This is a genomic window from Xenorhabdus innexi (assembly GCF_002632485.1).
Classification (GTDB): Bacteria; Pseudomonadota; Gammaproteobacteria; order Enterobacterales; family Enterobacteriaceae; genus Xenorhabdus; species Xenorhabdus innexi.
Genome location: NZ_NIBU01000044.1, coordinates 1 through 21,412 on the forward strand (window position 1 = coordinate 1; position 21,412 = coordinate 21,412).

Genomic DNA, 21,412 nt, shown 5'->3' on the forward strand with positions numbered 1-21,412 from the left:
ATTCATTGCCGAAGCCTGTGGTCTTAATGAGGGACTGGGAGTGAAAGGCCAGTGGGGAACGCTTCAATCCATGGAGACACGCATGCAGTTTCTATCAGACCCGACACATCGGATCCGATTCGTTTATACCCCCAAACACGCTTCCTGGTTAAATCAAATTGAATGTTGGTTCAGTCTGGTCTCCCGACATTTGCTCAGGCGGCTTTCCGTCAGCAGCAAAGCGATATTACGGACATGCATTTTAAAATATATCGAATATTACAACCGGGTATTAGCTAAACCTTTTAAGTGGCTTTACCGTGGGAATACAAAGTGATGTCATTAATTGCAGAATACACCACTAGCCTTGGGACATCAAGGTATATTGCGAGTCCATTCAGAGTATGATGCTAACGTTTTTTATCAAAAATTAGGTTTTGTACCTATGGATTCCGATGATTTTTTAGGCTTGTTACGAATGGAGTTAAACCCTGCTAACAGCAATAAATGGAATCAGACACAAGGAGGCTATCAACTTATAAAATATTCTCGTCCACGTAATTCAAGTTGGCAATGCCCTATTCTGTAATATCATCAACTAATTCAATTAATAAACATTATTATAAAAGTCTATTTTTTATTTTATCTAACCAGCCCATAATAAATAGCATCGACAATTCATCATCCAAACAATTTAGTAAAACCATTACTAAATAAAATGGAGATATTTTATGAAAATAAATACATTATTTGGTAATGTATTATCAAGATTACATATAGGTGAATCATCAAAAGAAATTTATCTCAAAAAATTTCAAACAGTTATTAAAGAAGTAAGTAAAAGTGAGATGTTCATTGCGCTGGCTCATATTAAAGTCAGTATTCTTGATTGGTACTCTGACTCTGACCTCACCATGAAGATGTTTGCTGAGAGACAAAATTCTTTCGTGTCTGTATATCAAGAAATGGAGAGCCTCTATCAAAACCCTTCAAATGAAAATTCAACAAAACATCACCGTTACTTTATCTGTTCAGTACAAAGTATTCCTGTTGGGATCATGGTTTTTGTTCCCGCTTTTGGTAGTGGCGCAGATAGGATAGGATTTATACTCACACACCCTGCAACACATGGATGCGGGAGTTTACTTATTGAAAAAGCGGTGGAATTATCAAACAATGAAGAAATATGGACGAATGCAAAACCTCACGCTGTACGTTTTTATCAAAATTTAGGCTTTGAAATGTCTGGATTTTCTGATTTTGAAACAACATCAATGAGACTCATTCCTTCTGAAAGTCCAGTATGGAAGTTTACCGATAATCAGTATCGTCTAAAAGAAAGGTTTTAATCACCCTGTCTAAAATCTCAAATAAATTGGTTCTGCCTGATGGGAAATATAATAAAAAACACAAAATAAAAACGGCTTCCTTATGTGAAAGCCGTTTAAAATTTTGCTTAACGCTATGCAAAAGCTAAAGAATTATTTCTTTTTCTTTGCCTTAGGATTTGGCAAGTCAGTGATGCTGCCTTCGTACATTTCCGCAGCCATACCGATTGATTCGTACAGAGTCGGGTGAGCGTGAACAGTCAGAGCGATATCTTCCGCATCACAGCCCATTTCGATTGCCAGACCGATTTCACCCAGCAGTTCGCCGCCGTTAGTACCAACAATAGCACCACCGATAATACGGTTGCTTTCTTTATCGAAAATCAGTTTAGTCATACCATCTGAACAGTCAGATGCGATTGCACGACCAGAAGCCGCCCATGGGAAAGTTGCAGTTTCGTAACTGATGCCTTTCTCTTTCGCTTCTTTCTCAGTCAGACCAACCCATGCAACTTCTGGCTCAGTGTAAGCAATAGATGGGATCACTTTTGGATCAAAGTAATGTTTCTTACCAGAGATAACTTCTGCTGCAACATGACCTTCATGAACACCTTTATGAGCCAGCATTGGCTGACCAACGATATCACCGATAGCGAAGATATGAGGTACGTTAGTGCGCATTTGCTTATCAACATTGATAAAGCCACGCTCATCAACAGCAACACCTGCCTGACCAGCATCGATCAGTTTACCGTTTGGTACACGGCCGATAGCAACCAGAACTGCGTCATAACGCTGAGGTTCTGCCGGTGCTTTTTTACCTTCCATTGTCACGTAGATGCCATCTTCTTTAGCTTCTACCGCAGTCACTTTAGTTTCCAGCATCAGGTTGAATTTCTTGCTGACGCGCTTAGTGAATACTTTAACAACGTCTTTGTCCGCAGCAGGAATAACCTGATCGAACATTTCCACCACGTCAATCTGAGAACCCAGAGCGTGATAAACAGTACCCATTTCCAAACCGATGATACCGCCGCCCATAACCAGCATGCGTCCAGGAACGGTTTTCAGTTCCAGTGCATCAGTAGAATCCCATACGCGAGGGTCATCATGTGGAATAAATGGCAGCTGAATTGGGCGTGAACCCGCTGCGATAATGGCATTATCAAAATTAATCGTTGTTGCGCCGTTTTCGCCTTCAACTACCAGAGTGTTAGCGCCCGTAAATTTACCAACACCGTTAACAACGTTAACTTTACGGCCCTTAGCCATGCCGCCCAGACCACCTGTCAGCTGGGAAATAACTTTTTCTTTCCAGAGACGGATTTTATCGATATCAGTTTGTGGCTCACCAAACACGATACCGTGTTGTGCCAGCGCTTTTGCTTCTTCAATGACTTTTGCAACGTGAAGCAATGCTTTAGATGGGATACAACCCACGTTAAGACAAACACCACCCAGAGTAGAGTAGCGCTCAACCAGAACGGTATCCAAACCTAAGTCTGCACAACGAAAAGCAGCAGAATACCCCGCAGGGCCTGCTCCAAGCACCACTACCTGGGCTTTAATTTCAGTACTCATCATGACCTCTTAATTGTTTGTCCGGCGGGTCAGACGAAAAAAAACCATATTCCACCGGGACGTACACACCGCGAGCAGTTTACAGAATTGTAAATAACCTGAAAAGCGCGTTAACGTGACAGAAATCTCAACCTGCCAGATGCAAGTATAAAATATCTGTCACGATCGTAATTATTAGGCCGGTATATTCACCGGCCTTCGCATTACATCACCAGACGGCGAATGTCGCTCATCAACTGATTAATATAAGTGATGAAACGAGCACCATCAGCTCCATCGATCACACGGTGGTCGAAAGACAGAGACATAGGCAGGATCAGACGAGGAACGAATTCCTTGCCATTCCAGACCGGCTTCATAGAAGAACGGGACAGACCCATAATAGCAACTTCTGGTGCGTTCACGATTGGTGCAAAACCGGTTGTACCGATACCACCCAGACTTGAGATGGTGAAACAGCCGCCCTGCATGTCGGAAGCAGTCAGCTTACCAGCACGGGCTTTCTTAGATACTTCAGCCAGCTCTCTTGACAGTTCCATGATGCCTTTTTTGTTAACATCTTTGAATACAGGAACAACCAAACCATTAGGTGTATCAACCGCAATACCGATGTTGACGTATTTTTTCAGGATCAGCTTCTGGCCATCTTCAGAGATAGAGCTGTTAAAGCGAGGCATTGCTTCCAGTGCTTTCGCAGCAGCTTTCATAACGAATACCAGCGGAGTGATCTTCACGCCCAGCTGTTTCTTCTCTGCTTCTTTGTTCTGTTGTTTACGGAATTCTTCAACTTCAGTGATATCCGCTTCATCGAACAGGTTAACGTGAGGGATCATTACCCAGTTACGGCTCAGGTTTGCACCGGAGATTTTCTGGATACGGCTCATTTCAACTTCTTCGATTTCACCAAACTTGCTGAAATCAACTTTCGGCCAAGGCAGCATACCTGGCAGACCACCACCCGCAGCAGCTGGTGCTGCTTCTGCGCGCTTGATCGCATCTTTCACGTAAGCCTGAACGTCTTCACGCAGGATACGGCCTTTACGACCAGTACCTTTGACTTTAGCCAGATTTACGCCAAATTCACGAGCCAGACGACGAATAACCGGAGTTGCATGAACATAAGCGTCATTTTCTGCAAACTCATTTTTGCCTTCTGCTGGTTTAGCTGGAGCTGGTGCTGCTTTCGCTGGTGCAGCAGCAGGAGCCGGAGCTGCTGCTGCTGGTGCTGCCACAGGTGCTGCACCGGCAACTTCGAATACCATGATCAGAGAACCGGTTTTCACTTTATCGCCAACCGCGATTTTGATCTCTTTCACAGTACCGGCGAACGGAGCAGGAACTTCCATGGAAGCCTTGTCACCTTCAACAGTGATCAGTGACTGTTCTTCAGTGATAGTGTCACCGACTTTGACCATGACTTCGGTAACTTCAACTTCATCACCACCGATATCCGGTACATTAACTTCTTTTGCCGCAGATGCCGCAGGCGCTGCTACTGGAGCCGGAGCCGCTGCCGGAGCTGCGCCAGAACCTGCAATTTCAAATACCATGATCAGAGAACCAGTTTTCACTTTATCGCCAACCGCGATTTTGATCTCTTTCACAGTACCGGCGAACGGAGCAGGAACTTCCATGGAAGCCTTGTCACCTTCAACAGTGAGCAGAGACTGTTCTTCAGTGATGGTATCACCGACTTTGACCATGATTTCGGTAACTTCAACTTCGTCACCACCGATATCCGGTACAGCAACTTCTTTGCTTTCAGCTGCAACAGGCGCTGCTGCCGGAGCGGCTTCCTGCTGTACAGGAGCCGCTTCTGCTGCGCCTGTTGCTGATTCAAAAATCATGATTAGTTTGCCGGTTTCAACTTTGTCACCAACCGCAACTTTAATTTCTTTAATCACACCCGCCTGTGGAGAAGGAACTTCCATAGAAGCCTTGTCGCCTTCAACAGTGATCAGTGACTGTTCTTCTTCTACTGTGTCACCTACGTTCACCAGAATCTCGGTAACTTCAACTTCATCTGCACCAATATCAGGTACGTTAATTTCGATAGACATTAATCTTTACCTCTTATGCCAGACGTGGGTTAACTTTTTCTGGGTTGATGCTGTATTTATTGATAGCTTCTTCAACCAATTTCACATCAACTTCGCCACGTTTAGCCAATTCACCCAAAGCAGCAACAACCACGTAAGAAGCATCAACTTCAAAGTGATGACGCAGGTTTTCACGGCTGTCAGAACGACCGAAGCCGTCAGTACCCAGTACACGGAAATCGCTTGCTGGTACAAAGTTACGAACCTGCTCAGCAAACAGCTTCATGTAATCGGTAGAAGCAACTGCTGGTGCATCATTCATGACCTGAGCGATATAAGGAACGCGAGGTTCTTCTAATGGGTGCAGCATGTTCCAACGCTCACAATCCTGACCATCACGAGCCAGTTCAGTGAAAGAAGTTACGCTGTAAACGTCAGAGCCAATACCATACTCATCAGACAGGATCTTAGCTGCTTCACGAACATGACGCAGGATAGAACCGGAGCCCAGCAACTGAACTTTACCTTTCGCGCCTTCCATGCTTTCCAGTTTGTAGATACCTTTACGGATACCTTCTTCAGCACCTTCCGGCATTGCTGGCATGTGGTAGTTTTCGTTCAGAGTAGTGATGTAGTAGTAGATGTTCTCTTGCTTCTCACCATACATACGCTCCAGACCGTCATGCATGATAACAGCCACTTCATAAGCGAACGCTGGATCGTAAGAGATACAGTTAGGAATAGTCAGAGATTGAATATGGCTGTGGCCATCTTCATGTTGCAGACCTTCACCGTTCAGAGTCGTACGACCGGAAGTACCACCAATCAGGAAGCCACGAGCCTGCTGATCACCAGCAGCCCAGCACAGATCACCGATACGCTGGAATCCGAACATAGAGTAGTAAATGTAGAACGGAATCATCGGCAGGTTGTTAGTGCTGTAAGAAGTCGCAGCCGCCAGCCAAGATGATGCAGCACCCAGTTCGTTGATGCCTTCCTGCAGGATCTGACCTTTAGCGTCTTCTTTATAGTATGCAACCTGCTCACGGTCCTGCGGAGTATACTGCTGACCATTCGGGCTATAGATACCGATTTGACGGAACAGACCTTCCATACCGAAAGTACGGGCTTCATCAGCAATGATCGGAACCAGACGGTCTTTAACAGACTTATTCTTCAACATCACGTTCAGGGCACGAACGAAAGCGATAGTGGTAGAAATTTCTTTGGATTGTTCTTCCAACAGAGAACTGAAGTCTTCCAGAGCAGGGATTTCCAGTTTCTCGTCGAAGTTCACACGACGGCTTGGCAGGTAACCACCCAGCGCGTTACGACGCTCATGCAGATACTTGGATTCTTCTGAGTCTTTGTCGAAAGTCATGTATTCCAGATTTTCAACTTGTTCATCAGAAACAGGTACATTAAAACGATCACGGAACTGGCGAACGCCTTCCATGTTCATTTTCTTAACCTGATGGGCAATATTTTTACCTTCAGCAGTATCACCCATGCCGTAACCTTTAACGGTCTGAGCCAGGATTACAGTTGGTTGGCCTTTAGTTTCCTGTGCTTTATTCAGTGCAGCGTAAACTTTCTTAGGATCATGACCACCACGGTTCAGAGCCCAGATTTCGTCATCAGTCATGTCTTTGACCAATTCCGCAGTTTCTGGGTAACGACCGAAGAAGTGTTTACGAACATAAGCACCATCTTTAGACTTGAATGTCTGATAGTCGCCGTCCAGAGTTTCGTTCATCAGCTGAACCAGTTTACCGCTGGTATCTTTACGCAGCAGAGCATCCCAACGCTCACCCCACAGGACTTTCAGTACCTGCCAGCCAGCGCCTGCAAAGATGCCTTCCAGTTCGTTAACAATTTTCCCGTTACCGGTTACTGGGCCATCCAGACGCTGTAGGTTACAGTTGATGATGAATACCAGGTTGTCCAGTTTTTCACGGGTTGCGATAGTGATCGCACCTTTGGATTCTGGCTCATCCATTTCACCGTCGCCCAAGAAAGCATAAACAGTTTGTTTAGACGTATCTTTCAGACCACGATTATCCAGGTACTTCAGGAATTTAGCCTGATAAATCGCAGAAATTGGGCCCAGACCCATTGAAACAGTCGGGAACTGCCAGAAGTCAGGCATCAGTTTAGGGTGCGGATAAGAAGACAGACCGTTACCACCGATTTCCTGACGGAAGTTATTCATCTGCTCTTCAGTCAGACGTCCTTCAAGGAATGCACGAGCATAAACGCCCGGAGAGATGTGGCCCTGGAAGTAAACCAAGTCGCCGCCATCGTTGTCATTACGGGCACGGAAGAAATGGTTAAAACAAACTTCATAAACAGTAGCGGAAGACTGGAATGAAGCCATGTGACCGCCCAGTTCCAGATCTTTCTTGGAAGCGCGCAGAACAGTCATGATGGCATTCCAGCGAATTGCGGAACGAATACGGCGCTCCAAATCCAGATTACCAGGGTAAGCCGGCTCATCCTCAACCGGAATCGTGTTGATGTAATCACGGCTTGCAGTACCAGCTGCAACACTAACACCACCTTTACGTGCTTCGTTCAAAACCTGATCAATCAGGAATTGAGCGCGTTCAACACCTTCTTCACGGATGACCGATTCGATCGCCTGTAACCAGTCGCGAGTTTCGATCGGATCCACGTCATTTTTCAAAATATCTGACATGGTGTGTTCCTTATCTGTTATCTATTTCTAATGGTTGTTTTGGAGCCTATCTTCTGGTCATACCCTTTGACATTAAGCCAGTCATGACCGGAAGATAGGCCCTGCTATATGTTGCCGCTAAAACTCTTCAAAAAGAGCATAACGACTGTACAGGCGCAGCAGCCAGGTCTGTACAGTCAATTTAAGACCTACCCCATTTGGGAGTTGTTTTAATCCATGACGCCCCGGAGGATAGGCTCTTATTCCTGATGTTGTTGGAGCCGCCTCAGTGAGCGTTCACGACGGGTATGCTCACGAGTTAGATCCAATAAAACTTCTTCAATGAAAGACAAATGACGATGTGAAGCCTCACGGGCTTTTTCTGGTTCCTTCGCCATTATTGCGTGAAAAATCTCGGCCCTATGATTACTCACTGCCGCCAGCATTTCTTTACGGGTATAAATGAACTCGAAATTGCGCCGGATATTCTGCTCCAGCATCGGGATCATACAACGCAGCAAATGCAGCAAAACCACGTTATGGGCTGCTTCTGTGACAATAAGTTGATATTGCAGAACTGCATCAGATTCCGCACCAATATTCCCGCTTTCCTGTGCTTCCTGAATCGCGAGGTGGCTTTCCTTAATGCGTTTAAAATCTTCATCTGTTCCTCTGAGAGCCGCATAATAAGCTGCGATACCTTCCAGCGCATGACGCGCTTCGAGGAGATCAAACTGTGATTCCTGATTCTCTGCAATAAGTTGGGCGAGTGGGTCACTGAAACTTTGCCAGAGATTACTCTGTACAAAAGTTCCTCCACCCTGACGACGGAAAAGAAACCCTTTGGCTTCTAGTTTTTGAATGGCTTCGCGCAATGAAGGACGTGATACCTCGAACTGCTTCGCCAGCTCACGCTCAGGCGGCAGCTTTTCCCCAGGGCGTAACGAGCCTTCGAGAATGAGGTTTTCCAGACGCTTCTCAATCACATCTGATAACTTTGGTTGGCGAATTTTGCTATAAGCCATATCTGCTGTAAGCCATTCAGTAAGTAAATGTTACTTGAACTATTTATTGGTTGAACTATGCCCCTATACCCTGTTCAACAGGGTATTCAGACTAATTTTCAGTTGACTGACCTCATTCAATTAACCTCATTTAGCCGGGATTTAGTCAATTGGTAATACCAATTTAGAATACAGGCCATAAAGTAACAAAGTATTCACTAGCTGTCTATAAAGACCTTGGGCTAAATCATAAAAACCTGCAAATTTTAACAAATTATTTTAATTTTTATCAGAAAATTACAACCAAGTGGGATTTTCAGCCAGTAAAACCGGTAAACATGGTAAGGATACAAATTAAACTCATTAGCTATTGTTATATTTTATTTAATATATTAATTCTTTTGTTTATTTGTTATTTAAATTTATACATTACTATTAACTTAGGCAATATAACGAACACAACATGGTGAACAAATTCAGCTCGTACTGTTATCATGGTAATATCATGATTATGTTATTAACAGAATCTATAGTCTTTAATCACAAATATAACTTAATTATTTCACCACGCAGCCAATATACCGGACAGATTTTGGGCTGAATCACTCTCTTGTGCAGTGGTAAACAACAATACAGTGACAAATAAATAAGTGATCAAAAACACACGCAAAAAAAGAGTTAAACGCAATCCCCTCCCCTCAGGAATAACAAAAATGTTATGGACATTTCTTAAGTGGTTAATTTAAGTGCCAACTCAGGGAGTATTCTAACGTTTCAGGATGAATACATACCCAATAGATTTCGAGTTGAATCACACCGGCAAAGAAGTGGACTATCAGGAGAATAATAGTTATATAACCGGAGATACTTAGCCAACACAGAAGCAACTCCAAAGATTATTAAGGGTATACTCAGGCTAATTTTATATATACCAATATATTTCAAATTGTCTCGTTCAGATAAGGGTATCCATTAGCAATCTCGCCACACGGAAGCTGAAACCTGAAAAATGGACGGTATAAAAACCCTTTTAGAGTAATTCCCGCCAGATGTCACATAAGGCACAGGCGGGAACTTTTTATACTAACGCGCCATAAATCGTCAGCAATGCAACAATAATCACAATCGTGAATGTTGCTTTTTTCGCAATTTTTACCGCAGCAAGGGGAGTATTCAGAAGATCCAAATGAGGCTCTTTACTCAATGCAAATTGAGCCAATTGACTGACTACTTTATATTGTGATGTTCGCAAATCACTGAGTGATGCAATCCAAGCCGGTAACGCTTTTTCCCCATGCCCTAGCAGAGCATAAGCAATACCCGCCAGACGTGCAGGTATCCAATCCAGACAATTTAATAACACATCAACCCCGGATTGAGCACGCTGTACAGAAGTTCTACATTGCGCCAACCATTTCTGATAAGCCCTCAGAAAACAGTATCCCATTAAAATTGCTGGTCCAAATTCCCCCATAACAACTAACCAGAAAATCGGAGCAAGATAATAGCGGAAATTTATCCAGATCAACGCATTCTGAATTTCACGTAACCGTTCATCTTTTGTCATTTCAGACAAATTCTGTTGCCCTGTAACCAAATTTTTAAGATGGATACTCTGTTGCTCCACATCACCAGTTCGTACAGACCGAAGATACTCTCGATAACTATGACGCAAAGATCCGGCACCAATACATAACAAACTGATCATAATGCATAGCAAGAGCGCGGGGATACCAAAAGCAACAACACTCAGTGCATCAACAAGTTTCCAGGTCAAAAAAGCGACCACAAGCACCATGACTAAACTTAACCACAGTGAATATACTTTTACTCTGGCAAAAAAAGGAGACAAATAGTGTTCTAACTGCCAATGGTCTCCCATTTTAAAAATGCGTTCCCATGCCAGTATTAACAATAAAATAAAGAGAGTCATCCAACTTACTCCTTTAAAAATTGCCGATAGTGTTCCCAGTAAAAATAAGGCCCTGGATCCGTTTTCCTGCCCGGTGCAATATCACTGTGACCTGTAATATTATTACGGATCTCAGGATAATGACTGATAAGCAATTCAGTCACTTCTGCCAGCTTAATGTACTGAATTTCAGTAAATGGTTCGTAGTCAGTCCCTTCCAATTCAATCCCTATTGAAAAATCATTGCATGTCTCCCGATCGCAATAACAGGAAACACCTGCATGCCATGCTCTTTTATCAAAAGGAACATATTGCACAACTTCACCATCACGGCGGATCAAACAGTGCGCAGAAACCCTCAACCCTTTTATTTCCTCAAAAAAAGGGTCTTCACTCGGATCCAACGTTCCCATAAATAACTGATCAATATACGGCCCGCCGAACTTACCGGGCGGTAAGCTAATATTATGTATAACTAATAATGATGGGATTTCCCCTGCTGGGCGCAGATCATAATGCGGTGAAATAACCTTTCTGGCTTCAGCAATCCAGCCTTCATGTAACCTCATACCCTTAACTCCTTCATCTTTCAAAACCTATTGAGTATATACCCTATGAATTTCAAGATGCAGACAAAGTGTAACAGGTTGGATTTTTCAATCGAGGAGTATTTCTGTTGAAGTTTTCATTTGCGAGCAAGCTCGAAAACTTCCCAGTATAAAATGTAATTAATAATTATTTTCTTTGAGTCATTTCCATAAATTTTATTTACCTTATTTTCTTTTTCAAAAAAAACTTCATGCTAGGCATCAGCAAGTAACAAATGTTATGAATCTATTTTTATTAAAAATAACGAAACCATGTAGCTATACCCAATGGATTTCAAGTCACATCGCGCGGCAAGGAAATGACAAATTCGTCGGGAACGAATTTGCCCAGCCAAAGGCTGACCTCCGGTGAAAGGCAAGAGCCTTTCATTAATCCTCTGGAGCATAGATAACTATGTGGCTGGGGTGAGTGAGCGCAGCCAACAAAGAATTAATTTGAAAGACGAAGGGTATATCAAATAAAAAAATAAAAGGAGGGAAAATAATATGAATCAACAGGGGTTCACATTAATGGAAGTCATGGTGGTAATGGCAATTGTTTCTATCCTTGGTGCAATTGGTATTCCAAGCTATCAGGGATATATCCAAAAGGCAGCACTGACTGATATGCTGCAATCTATTGTTTCCTATAAATCCGGTATTGATATTTGTCATTTTGAAGCCGGAGATTATAAAGGTTGCAGTTCGGGAAATACATCAATCCCATCAAGGCACAATAGTCGTTACATCAATACAATCACAGTAAAAGAGGGAGAAATAAATGTCATTGGTAATCAAAATCTCAGTGGCCTGAGTGTCAGCTTAAAACCAGCTCAAGATCCCAAAACAGGCATGACTCAATGGCAGGTAATGTGCAATGCTGAAAATGAATCGTTAAAAGTTAAATGTCAGGAGATATTTAAATTTTAAAAAAATAAAAAACAAAAATATATTTTTTTCACATCATAATTAAAACATCACTCTTCACTAAGAGTGTAATCATCCGTATTTTAATTAAGAATGCATTTGCATTAAAAAATATAGCACATAAACAAAAAGGAGAATGTTTTAATGGAAAAGGAAATTAATGAACTCTGCCAGAAAAACCAAGCAATAATTATAAAAAGAAATAGTTATTCTATCACTATTGCCTGTAGCCATTCACCAAATGAAGAGTTTACTGCTGCATTACGCTTTATTTCAGGAGCAGTAATTGATTTTGAAATTTGGCCAAAAGCTAAAATAGAGTCAATGCTAATACAAAAAAACACGCTAATTCCCTATACAGAAAACTATTGTACAGAAAATGATGAGACAGGAATTTATCGGATAGAAAATTTAGCCATCCCAGATAACCATTACAACCGGGCACAATTGCATGAAAGTAATACAGAAGATATTGACACTCCTGTCATTCAATTAATTAATCAGACAATCTCTATCTCTATACAAAAAAGAGCATCAGATATTCATTTTGAGCCTTTGCAAAATAGCTATCAGATACGTATACGGGTTGACGGTACATTACATTTTATGCCTGCACCTTCTCCTCAGATGAATACAGGCATTCCTGCCCGCTTAAAAATTATGGCAAAACTCAATATTGCAGAAAAACGCCAGCCCCAGGATGGACAGTTTGACTGGAATAATAACGACAACAGTTATGCAATACGCATCTCAACATTGCCAACTTTGTATGGAGAAAAAATTGTTCTACGTATTCTCAGCACCATCCAACAACTATCATTGGAACAACTTGGGCTGTCTGAATCTCAGTTACAGCTTTTAATACAGAAACTTCATGTACCACAGGGAATGATTGTGGTAACCGGCCCAACAGGAAGTGGTAAAACAGTTACATTATATAGTTGCCTGAAATATTTAAACCAAACTCAAAAGAACATCTGTAGCGTTGAAGATCCAATAGAAATCCCCTTACAGGGCATTAATCAAACACAAGTAAATAATAAAATCGGCCTTGATTTTGCTAAAGTCTTACGGGCATTACTCCGACAGGACCCGGATATCATCATGGTTGGTGAGATTCGTGATAATGAAACCGCTGAAATATCGATGAAGTCTGCTCAAACAGGTCATTTGGTTTTATCTACCTTACATACCAACTCGACGATAGATACCTTATCGCGATTACAGTATCTTGGGATTTCAGGTTATACCACCGCATCGTGCGTCAAATTAATTATTGCTCAACGATTAGTCCGTAAACTTTGTCCTCATTGCAGGCAACCAAAAGAAGAGCCCACGATAATACATACTGATAATAACGATACAAAACAAAAAATCACGATAAGACAATGGGTAGCGATCGGCTGTGAGCACTGTTTTTCTGGTTATTATGGCAGAACAGCCATCTATGAATTTCTCGAAATAACACCTGAAATTCAACAGACTTTATCAGAACACTCTGCTGACAAGCTTCCCTGTTTATCAGCCCTGCAACCGAAAGTAACCCTTTTATCTGCCGGGTTAATACTAGTCGAGCAGGGCATAACAACTTTGGAAGAGGTTTATCAAATTCTAGGGCAGTAAGCATATCCAATAAATATCACAATAGAAGGCAAAGCATGAAAATAGAATTTATTTATCAGTGGAAAGCAGTGAATAAAAAAGGAAGCATTATAACTGGAGAAAATATTGCACAGAACAGGAAGTTTATTTTCAACCACCTGAGTCAACTTGATCTACAACCCTATGCAATTAAACGCCGACAGATTATTTTTTATAGTGAAAAAGAAATTGCTTATCGGCTGCACTTCACTCAACAATTAAATACATTATTGACATCAGGTATTCCTCTGTTACAGGCTCTTAATATTTTATTACCGGAATGTAAAAGTATCATCTGGCGATGTATATTATCTGATGTTATCCAAAAAATTAGTCAGGGGGAATCTTTTTCTACCGCTTTACAGAATTACCCAGAATTGTTTTCTCCTTTATTTTGCCAGTTTATTGCAGTAGGAGAACAAACGGGCCAACTTGAAGCCTGCTGCCAGTTACTTATTAAGCAACTGGAGCAAAAAAATATATTGCATAAAAAATTCCAGAAATCGTATCGCTACCCGTTAATAATTTCCTTTGTTGCTATCGTTGTTCTTTTATTAATGCTTATTTTTGTTTTACCAGAATTCAAACAGGTTTATTCTTCATTTGATGCATCACTTCCTTTATTGACACTGTGGGTCTTGTCCGCTTCTGATTTTCTTCTTAATTATGGATTTTTCGTTTCTACAACAATATTAGCAACTATAGTTTCTTATTTAGGATTACGCTCCCGATTTCCGATATTGTATGAAAAAGAAAAAATATTTTTTACACAATTGCCTCTATTCAAAAAAATTATAACGTATAGTCATACCAGTCAGATATTCCATATTCTATTTATGACTCAAAAATCAGGGTTAACTTTAACGATTGGTTTGGAGTGTGCATTGAATGCAACTCATCACCCATTATTTATGGCTGGAATAAAAAGTCTTAATCGACAAATACAGCAAGGTGTATCAATGAGTAATGCGTTGAAAAAAGAATCTTGCTTTCCACCATTATGTAAACAATTCGTCATAATTGGTGAAGAATCTGGTGAGCTCGAGTTATTTTTGGGTAACCTAGCTATATGGTATCAGGAACAATTTATAAACTGCGTTGATAACTTAGTTCACTTACTTGAACCTGTATTAATGCTACTCATGGCAGTAATTGTTGGCCTGTTACTACTCGCCATGTATTTACCTATTTTTCAGCTAGGTACTATTTTAACGTAACATATTATATTTATTGTATTTTTAGTTATAGCGTGGCGATACTTCCCCGAATAAACCAAGGGAGCGATAACTATGTAACTGGTGCATTACGGTAAAAACAAGAATTATATATGTTTGTTTATAGCCCATATGCCTCCCTTGAGTTACAATTTATTCGTGTACGCTATCAGAATATTTAAAGGGGTAGAATGACTTATATTGTTGCACTCACAGGTGGAATTGGTAGCGGTAAAACGACTATCTCTAATATATTTTCATCCCTTGGTGTCCCGCTTGTTGATGCAGATATTATTGCCAGAGAAGTTGTAGCTCCCGGCTCTCCCGCATTACAGTCAATCACCGAACACTTTGGTTCAGATATCCTACTATCGGATGGCAGTTTAAACCGTGTAGTGTTACGCCAGAAAATTTTTGCTGTACCAGCAGAAAAGCAATGGCTCAATTCACTGCTTCACCCAGTAATACACGCGGAAACACAACGGCAGCTGAACCAAATCAACGCCCCTTATGCTATTTGGGTCGTACCTCTGTTAATAGAAAATAATTTAATACACTTAGCTGACCGAGTCTTAGTTGTTGATGTGCCACCTGAAGTACAAATCAGCCGGACAATCACGCGTGATGGCGTCAGCCGAGAACAGGTTGAAAGTATTCTGGCTGCACAGGTAGGTCGCAATGAACGTCTGGAAAAAGCAGATGATGTCATATTTAACGATCAAAAAGAGCAAGATCTCACTGCACGTATAGCCGAATTACATCAACAATATTTGAAACAAGCAGAATCAGTCAGACAGGAAGAACGTAATGAGTGATGCAACCTCCACTATTATTTTTGAACACCCGCTAAATGAAAAGATGCGTTCATGGTTGAGGATTGAATCTTCACTGCAACAACTGGAAAAACAGTGTCATCTGGATTCGCAAGCGAACAGCCTAGCGTTTTTTCGTACAATCGCCGAATTAATTGAGATATTGGAGCGTGGCGAAGTACGTTCTGAGTTATTGAAGGAACTGGATCGCCAGCAAATAAAATTAAGACAATGGCTCAGTGCTCCCAATGTAGATACGGCTATGATTCATAATTTGGTAGAGCAACTAAAAGAGCGGAGTCTTGCATTACATCATGCTCCCCGCCTTAGCCAACAAATAAAAGAAGACCGTATCATCAGCATGGTTCGCCAACGGCTCAGTATTCCTGGTGGATGTTGCAGTTTTGATTTACCGACATTACATCTGTGGCTTCATCTTCCTCAATCTACCCGGGATGAAACCGTCAGTTCTTGGCTAAACAGCCTAATGCCATTAAAGCAGGCTTTAGAAAGTATTCTGGAACTGATACGGCAATCAACAATGTTCTCTTCACAGGTGAGCCATAATGGTTTTTATCAGGGAAATGCAGGTGAGTCTGATCTGCTAAGGTTAAAATTAGATATTTCGAATAACCAATTAATTTATCCACAAGTTTCTGGTCACAAAACCCGCTTTGCTATCCGTTTTCTGCCAATGGACAGCGAAAATGGTACGGTACCTGCACATTTGTCATTTGAATTGGCCTGCTGTTAACATAACCCTCAAACTAAGCAGGAGAAAACAGCATGTCTGAAATATTGACTGTCGCATGTCCTACATGTGGTCAGGCCGTAATCTGGGGAGAAATTAGCCCGCACCGACCGTTTTGCAGTAAGCGTTGTCAATTAATCGACTTAGGTGAGTGGGCTAATGAAGAAAAGAAAATACCAAGTCAGGGTGACAGCACAGAAAATGACGAATGGAGCGAACTGCCTGAACAGTAAAAGCATTTGATTAATTTCAGGCCGATTGTTACTCAAGAAAGACTTTGAAAAAGATGGGTATAGCGTCGGATAAATTCGACGCTACCTTTACTTTAGTCAGTTCGAATTATTGGTCAATAAACCAACAACACTACGGTTTGCTGGAGGGAACTCATCAGCAATTAATTTGGTTTGCAAGAGCCAGCGGGAAGGTTGTCCTTCTTTTCCAAATGGCTCATTCTCCCATTGGTCAACTAAAAAAAAGTAAAGTGTAATATTCCTGTCTGAAAATTCATGAGTGATAATTTCCATTAACTCATAATGAGTTACGGTGATACCAACCTCTTCTTTTAACTCTCTTATCAAGGCTTGTTCTGGCGTTTCTCCCTGTTCAAGCTTTCCTCCCGGAAATTCCCAAAATCCCCCCATATGTGAATCGGCACGACGTTGGGTAATAAAAATTTCATCATTGCTATTTTTAATAATGCCTGCCGCAATATGCAGATGCTTTTTTTCCATAACGTTTTCCATAATAATCATTCTTACGGGCCATAATAAACAGCCCTTATGGGAAAGACATATACCCGTCCTTTTTCAAACTGCCTTTCACCGAAAGCGGACCCTCGGTGCAATTTGAAACCCATTGGGTATAATCTCACGAGATCTGCATCAATTCCCATTTCTTTTTATTAATCTCTTTATGCATAAGAGAATATTATATATACTCAACAAAACCCCACTTATCAAAAATAACTCAATCAATTATATCTAATGAATTTCAAGCGATATCATTGTCATGAAAGTCCCTCCTTTTAGAGTATAGATTACCTCTGTTAATGACCGTGATAATTGGCATAGCCAATAAAAAGTAGCTTGAAAGATAGTAATCAGAAAATAGAACAAAGAGGTACGCTGAAAAATGAATGGAAAAAACTGCAAATAAGGTTTTATCCGAAAATAAAAATAATCAAGTAATTCAATAAAGATTGAGGGAGAATTATTCATGCAATATGAAGGTCAACCATTAATCGAAGCAAGAAAAATAGCCTATCAATTTTCTGGTGAACTCAAACCATTATTTTCTGATATTGATATTTCTCTGTATACAGGGCAGCACGCACTAATAGGCCGTAATGGTATTGGTAAATCCTGGTTAGCATCAATACTGGCGCAACAAACGTTACCATCGGAAGGAAGTGTCAAACATTTTTGTGATGTTGGTTATCTATCACAAGGCCTGTCTACTTTTACGGGTATTTCAGCAAACCTATTCGGACTCACTGACATTATTAATGCCAATGAGCGTATTCTTGCTGGTATCGGTGAAGCAGCAGATTTTGATCTTATGGAAGGAAACTGGGATTGGCAATTCCAGATTGAATCTTTACTGGCTGAAGGTGAACTTGCTCCTGAAATATTAAACCAACCCTTTAATTTACTCAGCGGAGGAGAACAAACACGGCTTCGGTTATTATCTCTCAAAAAACAGGGAGCCGGTTTTATGATTCTGGATGAACCAAGTAACCACCTTGATCGACAGGGACGCCTCTGGTTAGCCCAATGGCTGAAAACTTTCAATGGTGGCATTTTACTGGTTACACATGATACCAAGCTATTGCAGCGTGTATCCGTTGTTTATGAACTCAGTGGGTTGGGGCTATCGCGAAGTATCGGGGGCTGGGAAACGTGGCTGGAAAGTAAAGAACAGTTGAGGCTAGGTATACAACGCGATGTGGATCAGACCCGAAAAAACCTCAAACAAGCCGTACGAGATAAACAAAGGGATCGGGAACAATCTGAAAAAAGGCGAAGTCAGGGTAAACAGCGCAGGGAAAATGCTAATCAGGCTAAAATTCTTCTGGATCGCGCACTGAATCGCTCCGAATCGACGTTGTCACGACTGGCAAAACAGAATGAAGAAAGATTACAGCGCAGTTCTTCCTTAGCCACAGATGCCAGAACAAAACTCGAAATTATCGATCCTCTGTCAATTGCGGTTGCAACCCCGCAGGCAGCAACTCCTCCACTGCTTTATCTACAGGATGTTATTTTACCCTTTGGCTCAACCTCCCCTATCAGCCTGACCATTAATAACGGTGACCGCCTCGCTGTCACCGGCAAAAATGGCAGTGGAAAATCGACACTACTAAAAGTCATGACTGGTTCGCAGGCACCAGAACAGGGAACTTGTCGCATCACCCCATCACACCGCCTGATGGATCAACATTTTTCATTCCTCGATAAAACCCAGTCAGCCTTGTATAACTTCCAATTACAATCACCTGGCTGGCCTGAAGATCGTTATCGCACCCGGCTGGCACAACTGCGAATGCGTGGAGAGGAAGCGCTAAAACCTGTTGGTTATCTGAGCGGGGGAGAACAACTGAAAGTTGCCCTTGCCTGTTTATTTTGCGGGCCTTCTGCACCGGCACTTCTGTTGTTGGATGAACCGGATAATCATCTGGATATTGAATCCCGTGAACTACTCCAGAAAGCACTACATGATTACACTGGTGCGATGGTGTTAATTTCTCATGATGATCAATTTATTGAGGGTATTGGTAACATGCAGGAACTGGTACTGGGAGATTAAACTAACATGTGATGAATTGTTAATTTTATGCACCGGACAGCTATAACGAAATATTTTTAACCTAAACTTTATCAGTAATCGTTGTATTCCCCTGAAATTGGGGAATACAAAAACAAGGCCAAAAAGCTATCACCAACACAGCTAATCTATTAGAGCATATTAAAATAGTTATAGAATTAATCACATTTCAAGCCATCAAGTAATAAATCAAAAGCCGGAATAACTTTTTCCAGTTTAGCTTGTTGATCTGTATCATCAGCAATCCATAAAGCTGCTTCAACTAAGCTTCCATTTATTAAGCAAGCCAAAGATTCTGCGTCAACATCTTTTATCTTTTTCTCAAGGATCATTTTTTCCAGAAGTTTTCTCATTGATAAAATGCAGTAAGACTGTGATTTTCTGAATTGATCACCCAGAATAATTTTCGAGTCTCTTAATACTATTTGTTGAAATTCCTGATTAAGTGACATTGTTAAATAAGCCCGACACCTGTCACTAAAACCAGTCCATAAATCTGTTGCGTTATCAGATATTGACTGGAGATGTTGATCCACCTCTGAATCAATTTGTTCCACAACAGCCATTAGTAAACCTTTCTTATCACCAAAATGGTGATATAAAGCACCACGTGTAAGACCTACCTTAGCAGTAAAATCATCCATTGAAGTATTAGCATAACCTAAAGTGCCAAAAGCATAGCGGGCAGCAGCCAATAACTTGCTACGCGTCTCTTCTACCATTTCTATACGGGTTCGCCGAGCCATTTATCCTTCCGTTAATATGCAATATACAACTCATTGACATACGCTGCGTATGCTGGCATGTTAAATTAACATACGTAGCGTATATTTGTTGGTATCTTAAATTTTATGCAACCAATTATCACAATGAGAAGCAATATGAGCAATCCTTATAGTGAGTTATTCAAATCATCTGGTGCAGTAAGATTTTCTTTGGCTGGTTTTATAGCACGTATGCCACTTCCAATGACCGGAATTGGTATCATAGCCATGCTATCGCAGCTCAGTGGAAGCTACGGATTAGCGGGGTCAGTATCAGCAACTTTTGTATTAACCTATGCTCTAATATCCCCTCAAATTTCTCGCTTAGTCGATCGTTACGGGCAATACTTCATTCTACCCATTACTACTGCAATAAGTGTTTTAGGGATATTCGCTCTTTTAGCCTGTGCGCACTGGCAGGCACCCATTTGGATACTATTTTTATGTGCTATTCTGGCTGGTTTTATGCCCAGTATGTCGGCGATGGTACGTGCCCGCTGGACCGTTATCTACCGTGGACAACCTCAGCTACAAACCGCATATTCCCTCGAAACAGTATTTGATGAAATATCCTTCATTCTTGGCCCACCTATATCAATTGGTTTGAGCGTAGCCCTTTTCCCGCAAGCCGGGCCTCTGGTAGCAGCTCTTCTGCTAGCTGTAGGTGTATGTTTCTTTGTGATGTTTCGCAAGACAGAGCCTCCTGTTGAACCCCGGAAAACAACTCAGGAAACAAACAGTTCAATAATTAAAATCCCTGCCGTATGGATTTTATCATTACTATTTTTCTTTATGGGTATTATTGTCGGGACTGTCGATATAGTGAGCGTTGCTTTTGCCGAACAATTAGGGCATCCGGCAGCGGTCAGTTTAGTATTATCAGCTTATGCTATAGGTTCGTGTCTTGCCGGATTGATATTTGGTGCGATTAAACTGAAAACACCACTATACCGACTTTTTATTGTAGGAGGGTTGGGTACTGCTTTAACTACCGTTCCTTTTTTAATAGTTAGCAGCATTTCCGGTTTAGCTTTAACTGTTTTTATAGCAGGTCTATTTTTTGCGCCAACAATGATTCTCTCAATGGCATTAATTGAAAAAATAACTCCGGAAAAGAGATTGACGGAAGGATTAACCTGGTTACTTTCTGGTCTCAATACCGGTGTTGCTTTAGGTGCAACTATGGCAGGGCAATCTGTGGATATATATGGTTCTCGTGGTGGATTTATAGTGTCTTTAATTGCTGGAATAGGAGTTATTTTAATAATATGCTACGGTTACTTTACACTTTTTCGTTTAAAAAAATACTAAATAAAAAATAGTCTCCCTTATAAAGAATAGAAAGTGCTCGTCACAAGGCGAGCACTATGCTA

The 21,412-nt window shown here is 41.3% G+C and carries 18 protein-coding genes; 10 read left to right on the plus strand and 8 right to left on the minus strand.

The annotated features are described in order from the left end of the window. On the plus strand, window positions 1–316 hold a 316-nt coding region (locus Xinn_RS23480), incomplete at its 5' end, for a transposase (RefSeq protein WP_211285986.1). A 394-nt stretch (window positions 317–710) separates the two neighbouring features. Next, entirely contained in the window at window positions 711–1,328 is a 618-nt protein-coding gene (locus tag Xinn_RS14940; protein ID WP_086955918.1) for a GNAT family N-acetyltransferase, read from the plus strand. Between the two features lie 132 nt (window positions 1,329–1,460). On the opposite strand, the gene lpdA is transcribed toward Xinn_RS14940, so the two are convergent. The 6 genes from lpdA to ampD form a co-directional block, all read right to left on the minus strand. Then, window positions 1,461–2,888 (minus strand): dihydrolipoyl dehydrogenase, encoded by a 1,428-nt coding sequence (gene lpdA / locus Xinn_RS14945; protein WP_086955916.1) that lies wholly within the window; start codon window positions 2,886–2,888, stop codon window positions 1,461–1,463. Window positions 2,889–3,091: 203 nt separating this feature from the next. After that, window positions 3,092–4,948, minus strand: a complete 1,857-nt coding sequence (gene aceF / locus Xinn_RS14950; RefSeq protein WP_086955915.1) for a pyruvate dehydrogenase complex dihydrolipoyllysine-residue acetyltransferase — start codon at window positions 4,946–4,948, stop codon at window positions 3,092–3,094. 13 nt (window positions 4,949–4,961) lie between these two features. Beyond that, complete coding sequence (aceE, locus tag Xinn_RS14955) at window positions 4,962–7,625, minus strand: pyruvate dehydrogenase (acetyl-transferring), homodimeric type (protein WP_086955914.1); 2,664 nt, start codon at window positions 7,623–7,625, stop codon at window positions 4,962–4,964. Between the two features lie 239 nt (window positions 7,626–7,864). Beyond that, complete coding sequence (pdhR, locus tag Xinn_RS14960) at window positions 7,865–8,629, minus strand: pyruvate dehydrogenase complex transcriptional repressor PdhR (protein ID WP_086955912.1); 765 nt, start codon at window positions 8,627–8,629, stop codon at window positions 7,865–7,867. A gap of 1,057 nt (window positions 8,630–9,686) precedes the next feature. Beyond that, entirely contained in the window at window positions 9,687–10,541 is an 855-nt protein-coding gene (ampE, locus tag Xinn_RS14965; RefSeq protein ID WP_086955910.1) for a beta-lactamase regulator AmpE, read from the minus strand. 5 nt (window positions 10,542–10,546) lie between these two features. Further along, the gene (gene ampD, locus Xinn_RS14970) at window positions 10,547–11,089 is read right to left on the minus strand and encodes a 1,6-anhydro-N-acetylmuramyl-L-alanine amidase AmpD (RefSeq protein ID WP_086955908.1); all 543 of its coding nucleotides are present in this window, start codon (window positions 11,087–11,089) and stop codon (window positions 10,547–10,549) included. A gap of 525 nt (window positions 11,090–11,614) precedes the next feature. Between ampD and ppdD the strand changes: the two genes are divergently transcribed. The 6 genes from ppdD (at window position 11,615) to yacG (ending at window position 16,685) form a co-directional block, all read left to right on the plus strand. Beyond that, entirely contained in the window at window positions 11,615–12,037 is a 423-nt protein-coding gene (gene ppdD, locus Xinn_RS14975; RefSeq protein ID WP_086955906.1) for a prepilin peptidase-dependent pilin, read from the plus strand. A gap of 141 nt (window positions 12,038–12,178) precedes the next feature. After that, window positions 12,179–13,657 carry a type II secretion system protein GspE gene (gene gspE, locus Xinn_RS14980; protein ID WP_186435666.1) on the plus strand — a complete coding sequence of 493 codons (1,479 nt, stop codon included), beginning with the start codon at window positions 12,179–12,181 and terminating at the stop codon, window positions 13,655–13,657. Window positions 13,658–13,692: 35 nt separating this feature from the next. Beyond that, window positions 13,693–14,892 carry a protein transport protein HofC gene (gene hofC / locus Xinn_RS14985; protein ID WP_086955904.1) on the plus strand — a complete coding sequence of 400 codons (1,200 nt, stop codon included), beginning with the start codon at window positions 13,693–13,695 and terminating at the stop codon, window positions 14,890–14,892. Between the two features lie 188 nt (window positions 14,893–15,080). Continuing rightward, window positions 15,081–15,704 (plus strand): dephospho-CoA kinase, encoded by a 624-nt coding sequence (gene coaE / locus Xinn_RS14990; protein ID WP_086955902.1) that lies wholly within the window; start codon window positions 15,081–15,083, stop codon window positions 15,702–15,704. Then, window positions 15,697–16,455 carry a cell division protein ZapD gene (gene zapD / locus Xinn_RS14995; protein ID WP_086955901.1) on the plus strand — a complete coding sequence of 253 codons (759 nt, stop codon included), beginning with the start codon at window positions 15,697–15,699 and terminating at the stop codon, window positions 16,453–16,455. Before coaE ends, zapD begins: the two co-directional genes overlap by 8 nt. Before the next feature lie 32 nt (window positions 16,456–16,487). After that, window positions 16,488–16,685, plus strand: coding sequence for a DNA gyrase inhibitor YacG (gene yacG / locus Xinn_RS15000; protein ID WP_086955899.1), 198 nt, complete (start codon window positions 16,488–16,490; stop codon window positions 16,683–16,685). A 96-nt stretch (window positions 16,686–16,781) separates the two neighbouring features. Here the strand turns inward: yacG and mutT are convergent, their stop codons facing one another. Then, on the minus strand, window positions 16,782–17,183 hold the full coding sequence (gene mutT / locus Xinn_RS15005) for an 8-oxo-dGTP diphosphatase MutT (RefSeq protein WP_086955898.1): 402 nt from the start codon (window positions 17,181–17,183) through the stop codon (window positions 16,782–16,784). Between the two features lie 484 nt (window positions 17,184–17,667). On the opposite strand from mutT, the gene Xinn_RS15010 reads away from it, so the two are divergent. After that, window positions 17,668–19,257 carry an ATP-binding cassette domain-containing protein gene (locus Xinn_RS15010; protein ID WP_086955897.1) on the plus strand — a complete coding sequence of 530 codons (1,590 nt, stop codon included), beginning with the start codon at window positions 17,668–17,670 and terminating at the stop codon, window positions 19,255–19,257. Window positions 19,258–19,433: 176 nt separating this feature from the next. Here the strand turns inward: Xinn_RS15010 and Xinn_RS15015 are convergent, their stop codons facing one another. Next, on the minus strand, window positions 19,434–20,021 hold the full coding sequence (locus Xinn_RS15015; protein WP_086955895.1) for a TetR/AcrR family transcriptional regulator: 588 nt from the start codon (window positions 20,019–20,021) through the stop codon (window positions 19,434–19,436). Window positions 20,022–20,156: 135 nt separating this feature from the next. Here Xinn_RS15015 and Xinn_RS15020 point away from each other — a divergent pair, with 135 nt between their 5' ends. Next, window positions 20,157–21,350: an MFS transporter gene (locus Xinn_RS15020; protein WP_086955893.1), complete on the plus strand. Its 1,194-nt coding sequence runs from the start codon at window positions 20,157–20,159 to the stop codon at window positions 21,348–21,350. The last annotated feature ends 62 nt before the right edge of the window (window positions 21,351–21,412 follow it).

Excerpts from the sequence above, each read along its gene's own strand:
- Xinn_RS14940 (WP_086955918.1), top strand. The coding sequence starts at position 711 with ATGAAAATAAATACATTATTTGGTAATGTATTATCAAGATTACATATA.
- lpdA (WP_086955916.1), bottom strand. The coding sequence starts at position 2,888 with ATGAGTACTGAAATTAAAGCCCAGGTAGTGGTGCTTGGAGCAGGCCCT.
- aceF (WP_086955915.1), bottom strand. The coding sequence starts at position 4,948 with ATGTCTATCGAAATTAACGTACCTGATATTGGTGCAGATGAAGTTGAA.
- aceE (WP_086955914.1), bottom strand. The coding sequence starts at position 7,625 with ATGTCAGATATTTTGAAAAATGACGTGGATCCGATCGAAACTCGCGAC.
- pdhR (WP_086955912.1), bottom strand. The coding sequence starts at position 8,629 with ATGGCTTATAGCAAAATTCGCCAACCAAAGTTATCAGATGTGATTGAG.
- ampE (WP_086955910.1), bottom strand. The coding sequence starts at position 10,541 with ATGACTCTCTTTATTTTATTGTTAATACTGGCATGGGAACGCATTTTT.
- ampD (WP_086955908.1), bottom strand. The coding sequence starts at position 11,089 with ATGAGGTTACATGAAGGCTGGATTGCTGAAGCCAGAAAGGTTATTTCA.
- ppdD (WP_086955906.1), top strand. The coding sequence starts at position 11,615 with ATGAATCAACAGGGGTTCACATTAATGGAAGTCATGGTGGTAATGGCA.
- gspE (WP_186435666.1), top strand. The coding sequence starts at position 12,179 with ATGGAAAAGGAAATTAATGAACTCTGCCAGAAAAACCAAGCAATAATT.
- hofC (WP_086955904.1), top strand. The coding sequence starts at position 13,693 with ATGAAAATAGAATTTATTTATCAGTGGAAAGCAGTGAATAAAAAAGGA.
- coaE (WP_086955902.1), top strand. The coding sequence starts at position 15,081 with ATGACTTATATTGTTGCACTCACAGGTGGAATTGGTAGCGGTAAAACG.
- zapD (WP_086955901.1), top strand. The coding sequence starts at position 15,697 with ATGAGTGATGCAACCTCCACTATTATTTTTGAACACCCGCTAAATGAA.
- yacG (WP_086955899.1), top strand. The coding sequence starts at position 16,488 with ATGTCTGAAATATTGACTGTCGCATGTCCTACATGTGGTCAGGCCGTA.
- mutT (WP_086955898.1), bottom strand. The coding sequence starts at position 17,183 with ATGGAAAAAAAGCATCTGCATATTGCGGCAGGCATTATTAAAAATAGC.
- Xinn_RS15010 (WP_086955897.1), top strand. The coding sequence starts at position 17,668 with ATGCAATATGAAGGTCAACCATTAATCGAAGCAAGAAAAATAGCCTAT.
- Xinn_RS15015 (WP_086955895.1), bottom strand. The coding sequence starts at position 20,021 with ATGGCTCGGCGAACCCGTATAGAAATGGTAGAAGAGACGCGTAGCAAG.
- Xinn_RS15020 (WP_086955893.1), top strand. The coding sequence starts at position 20,157 with ATGAGCAATCCTTATAGTGAGTTATTCAAATCATCTGGTGCAGTAAGA.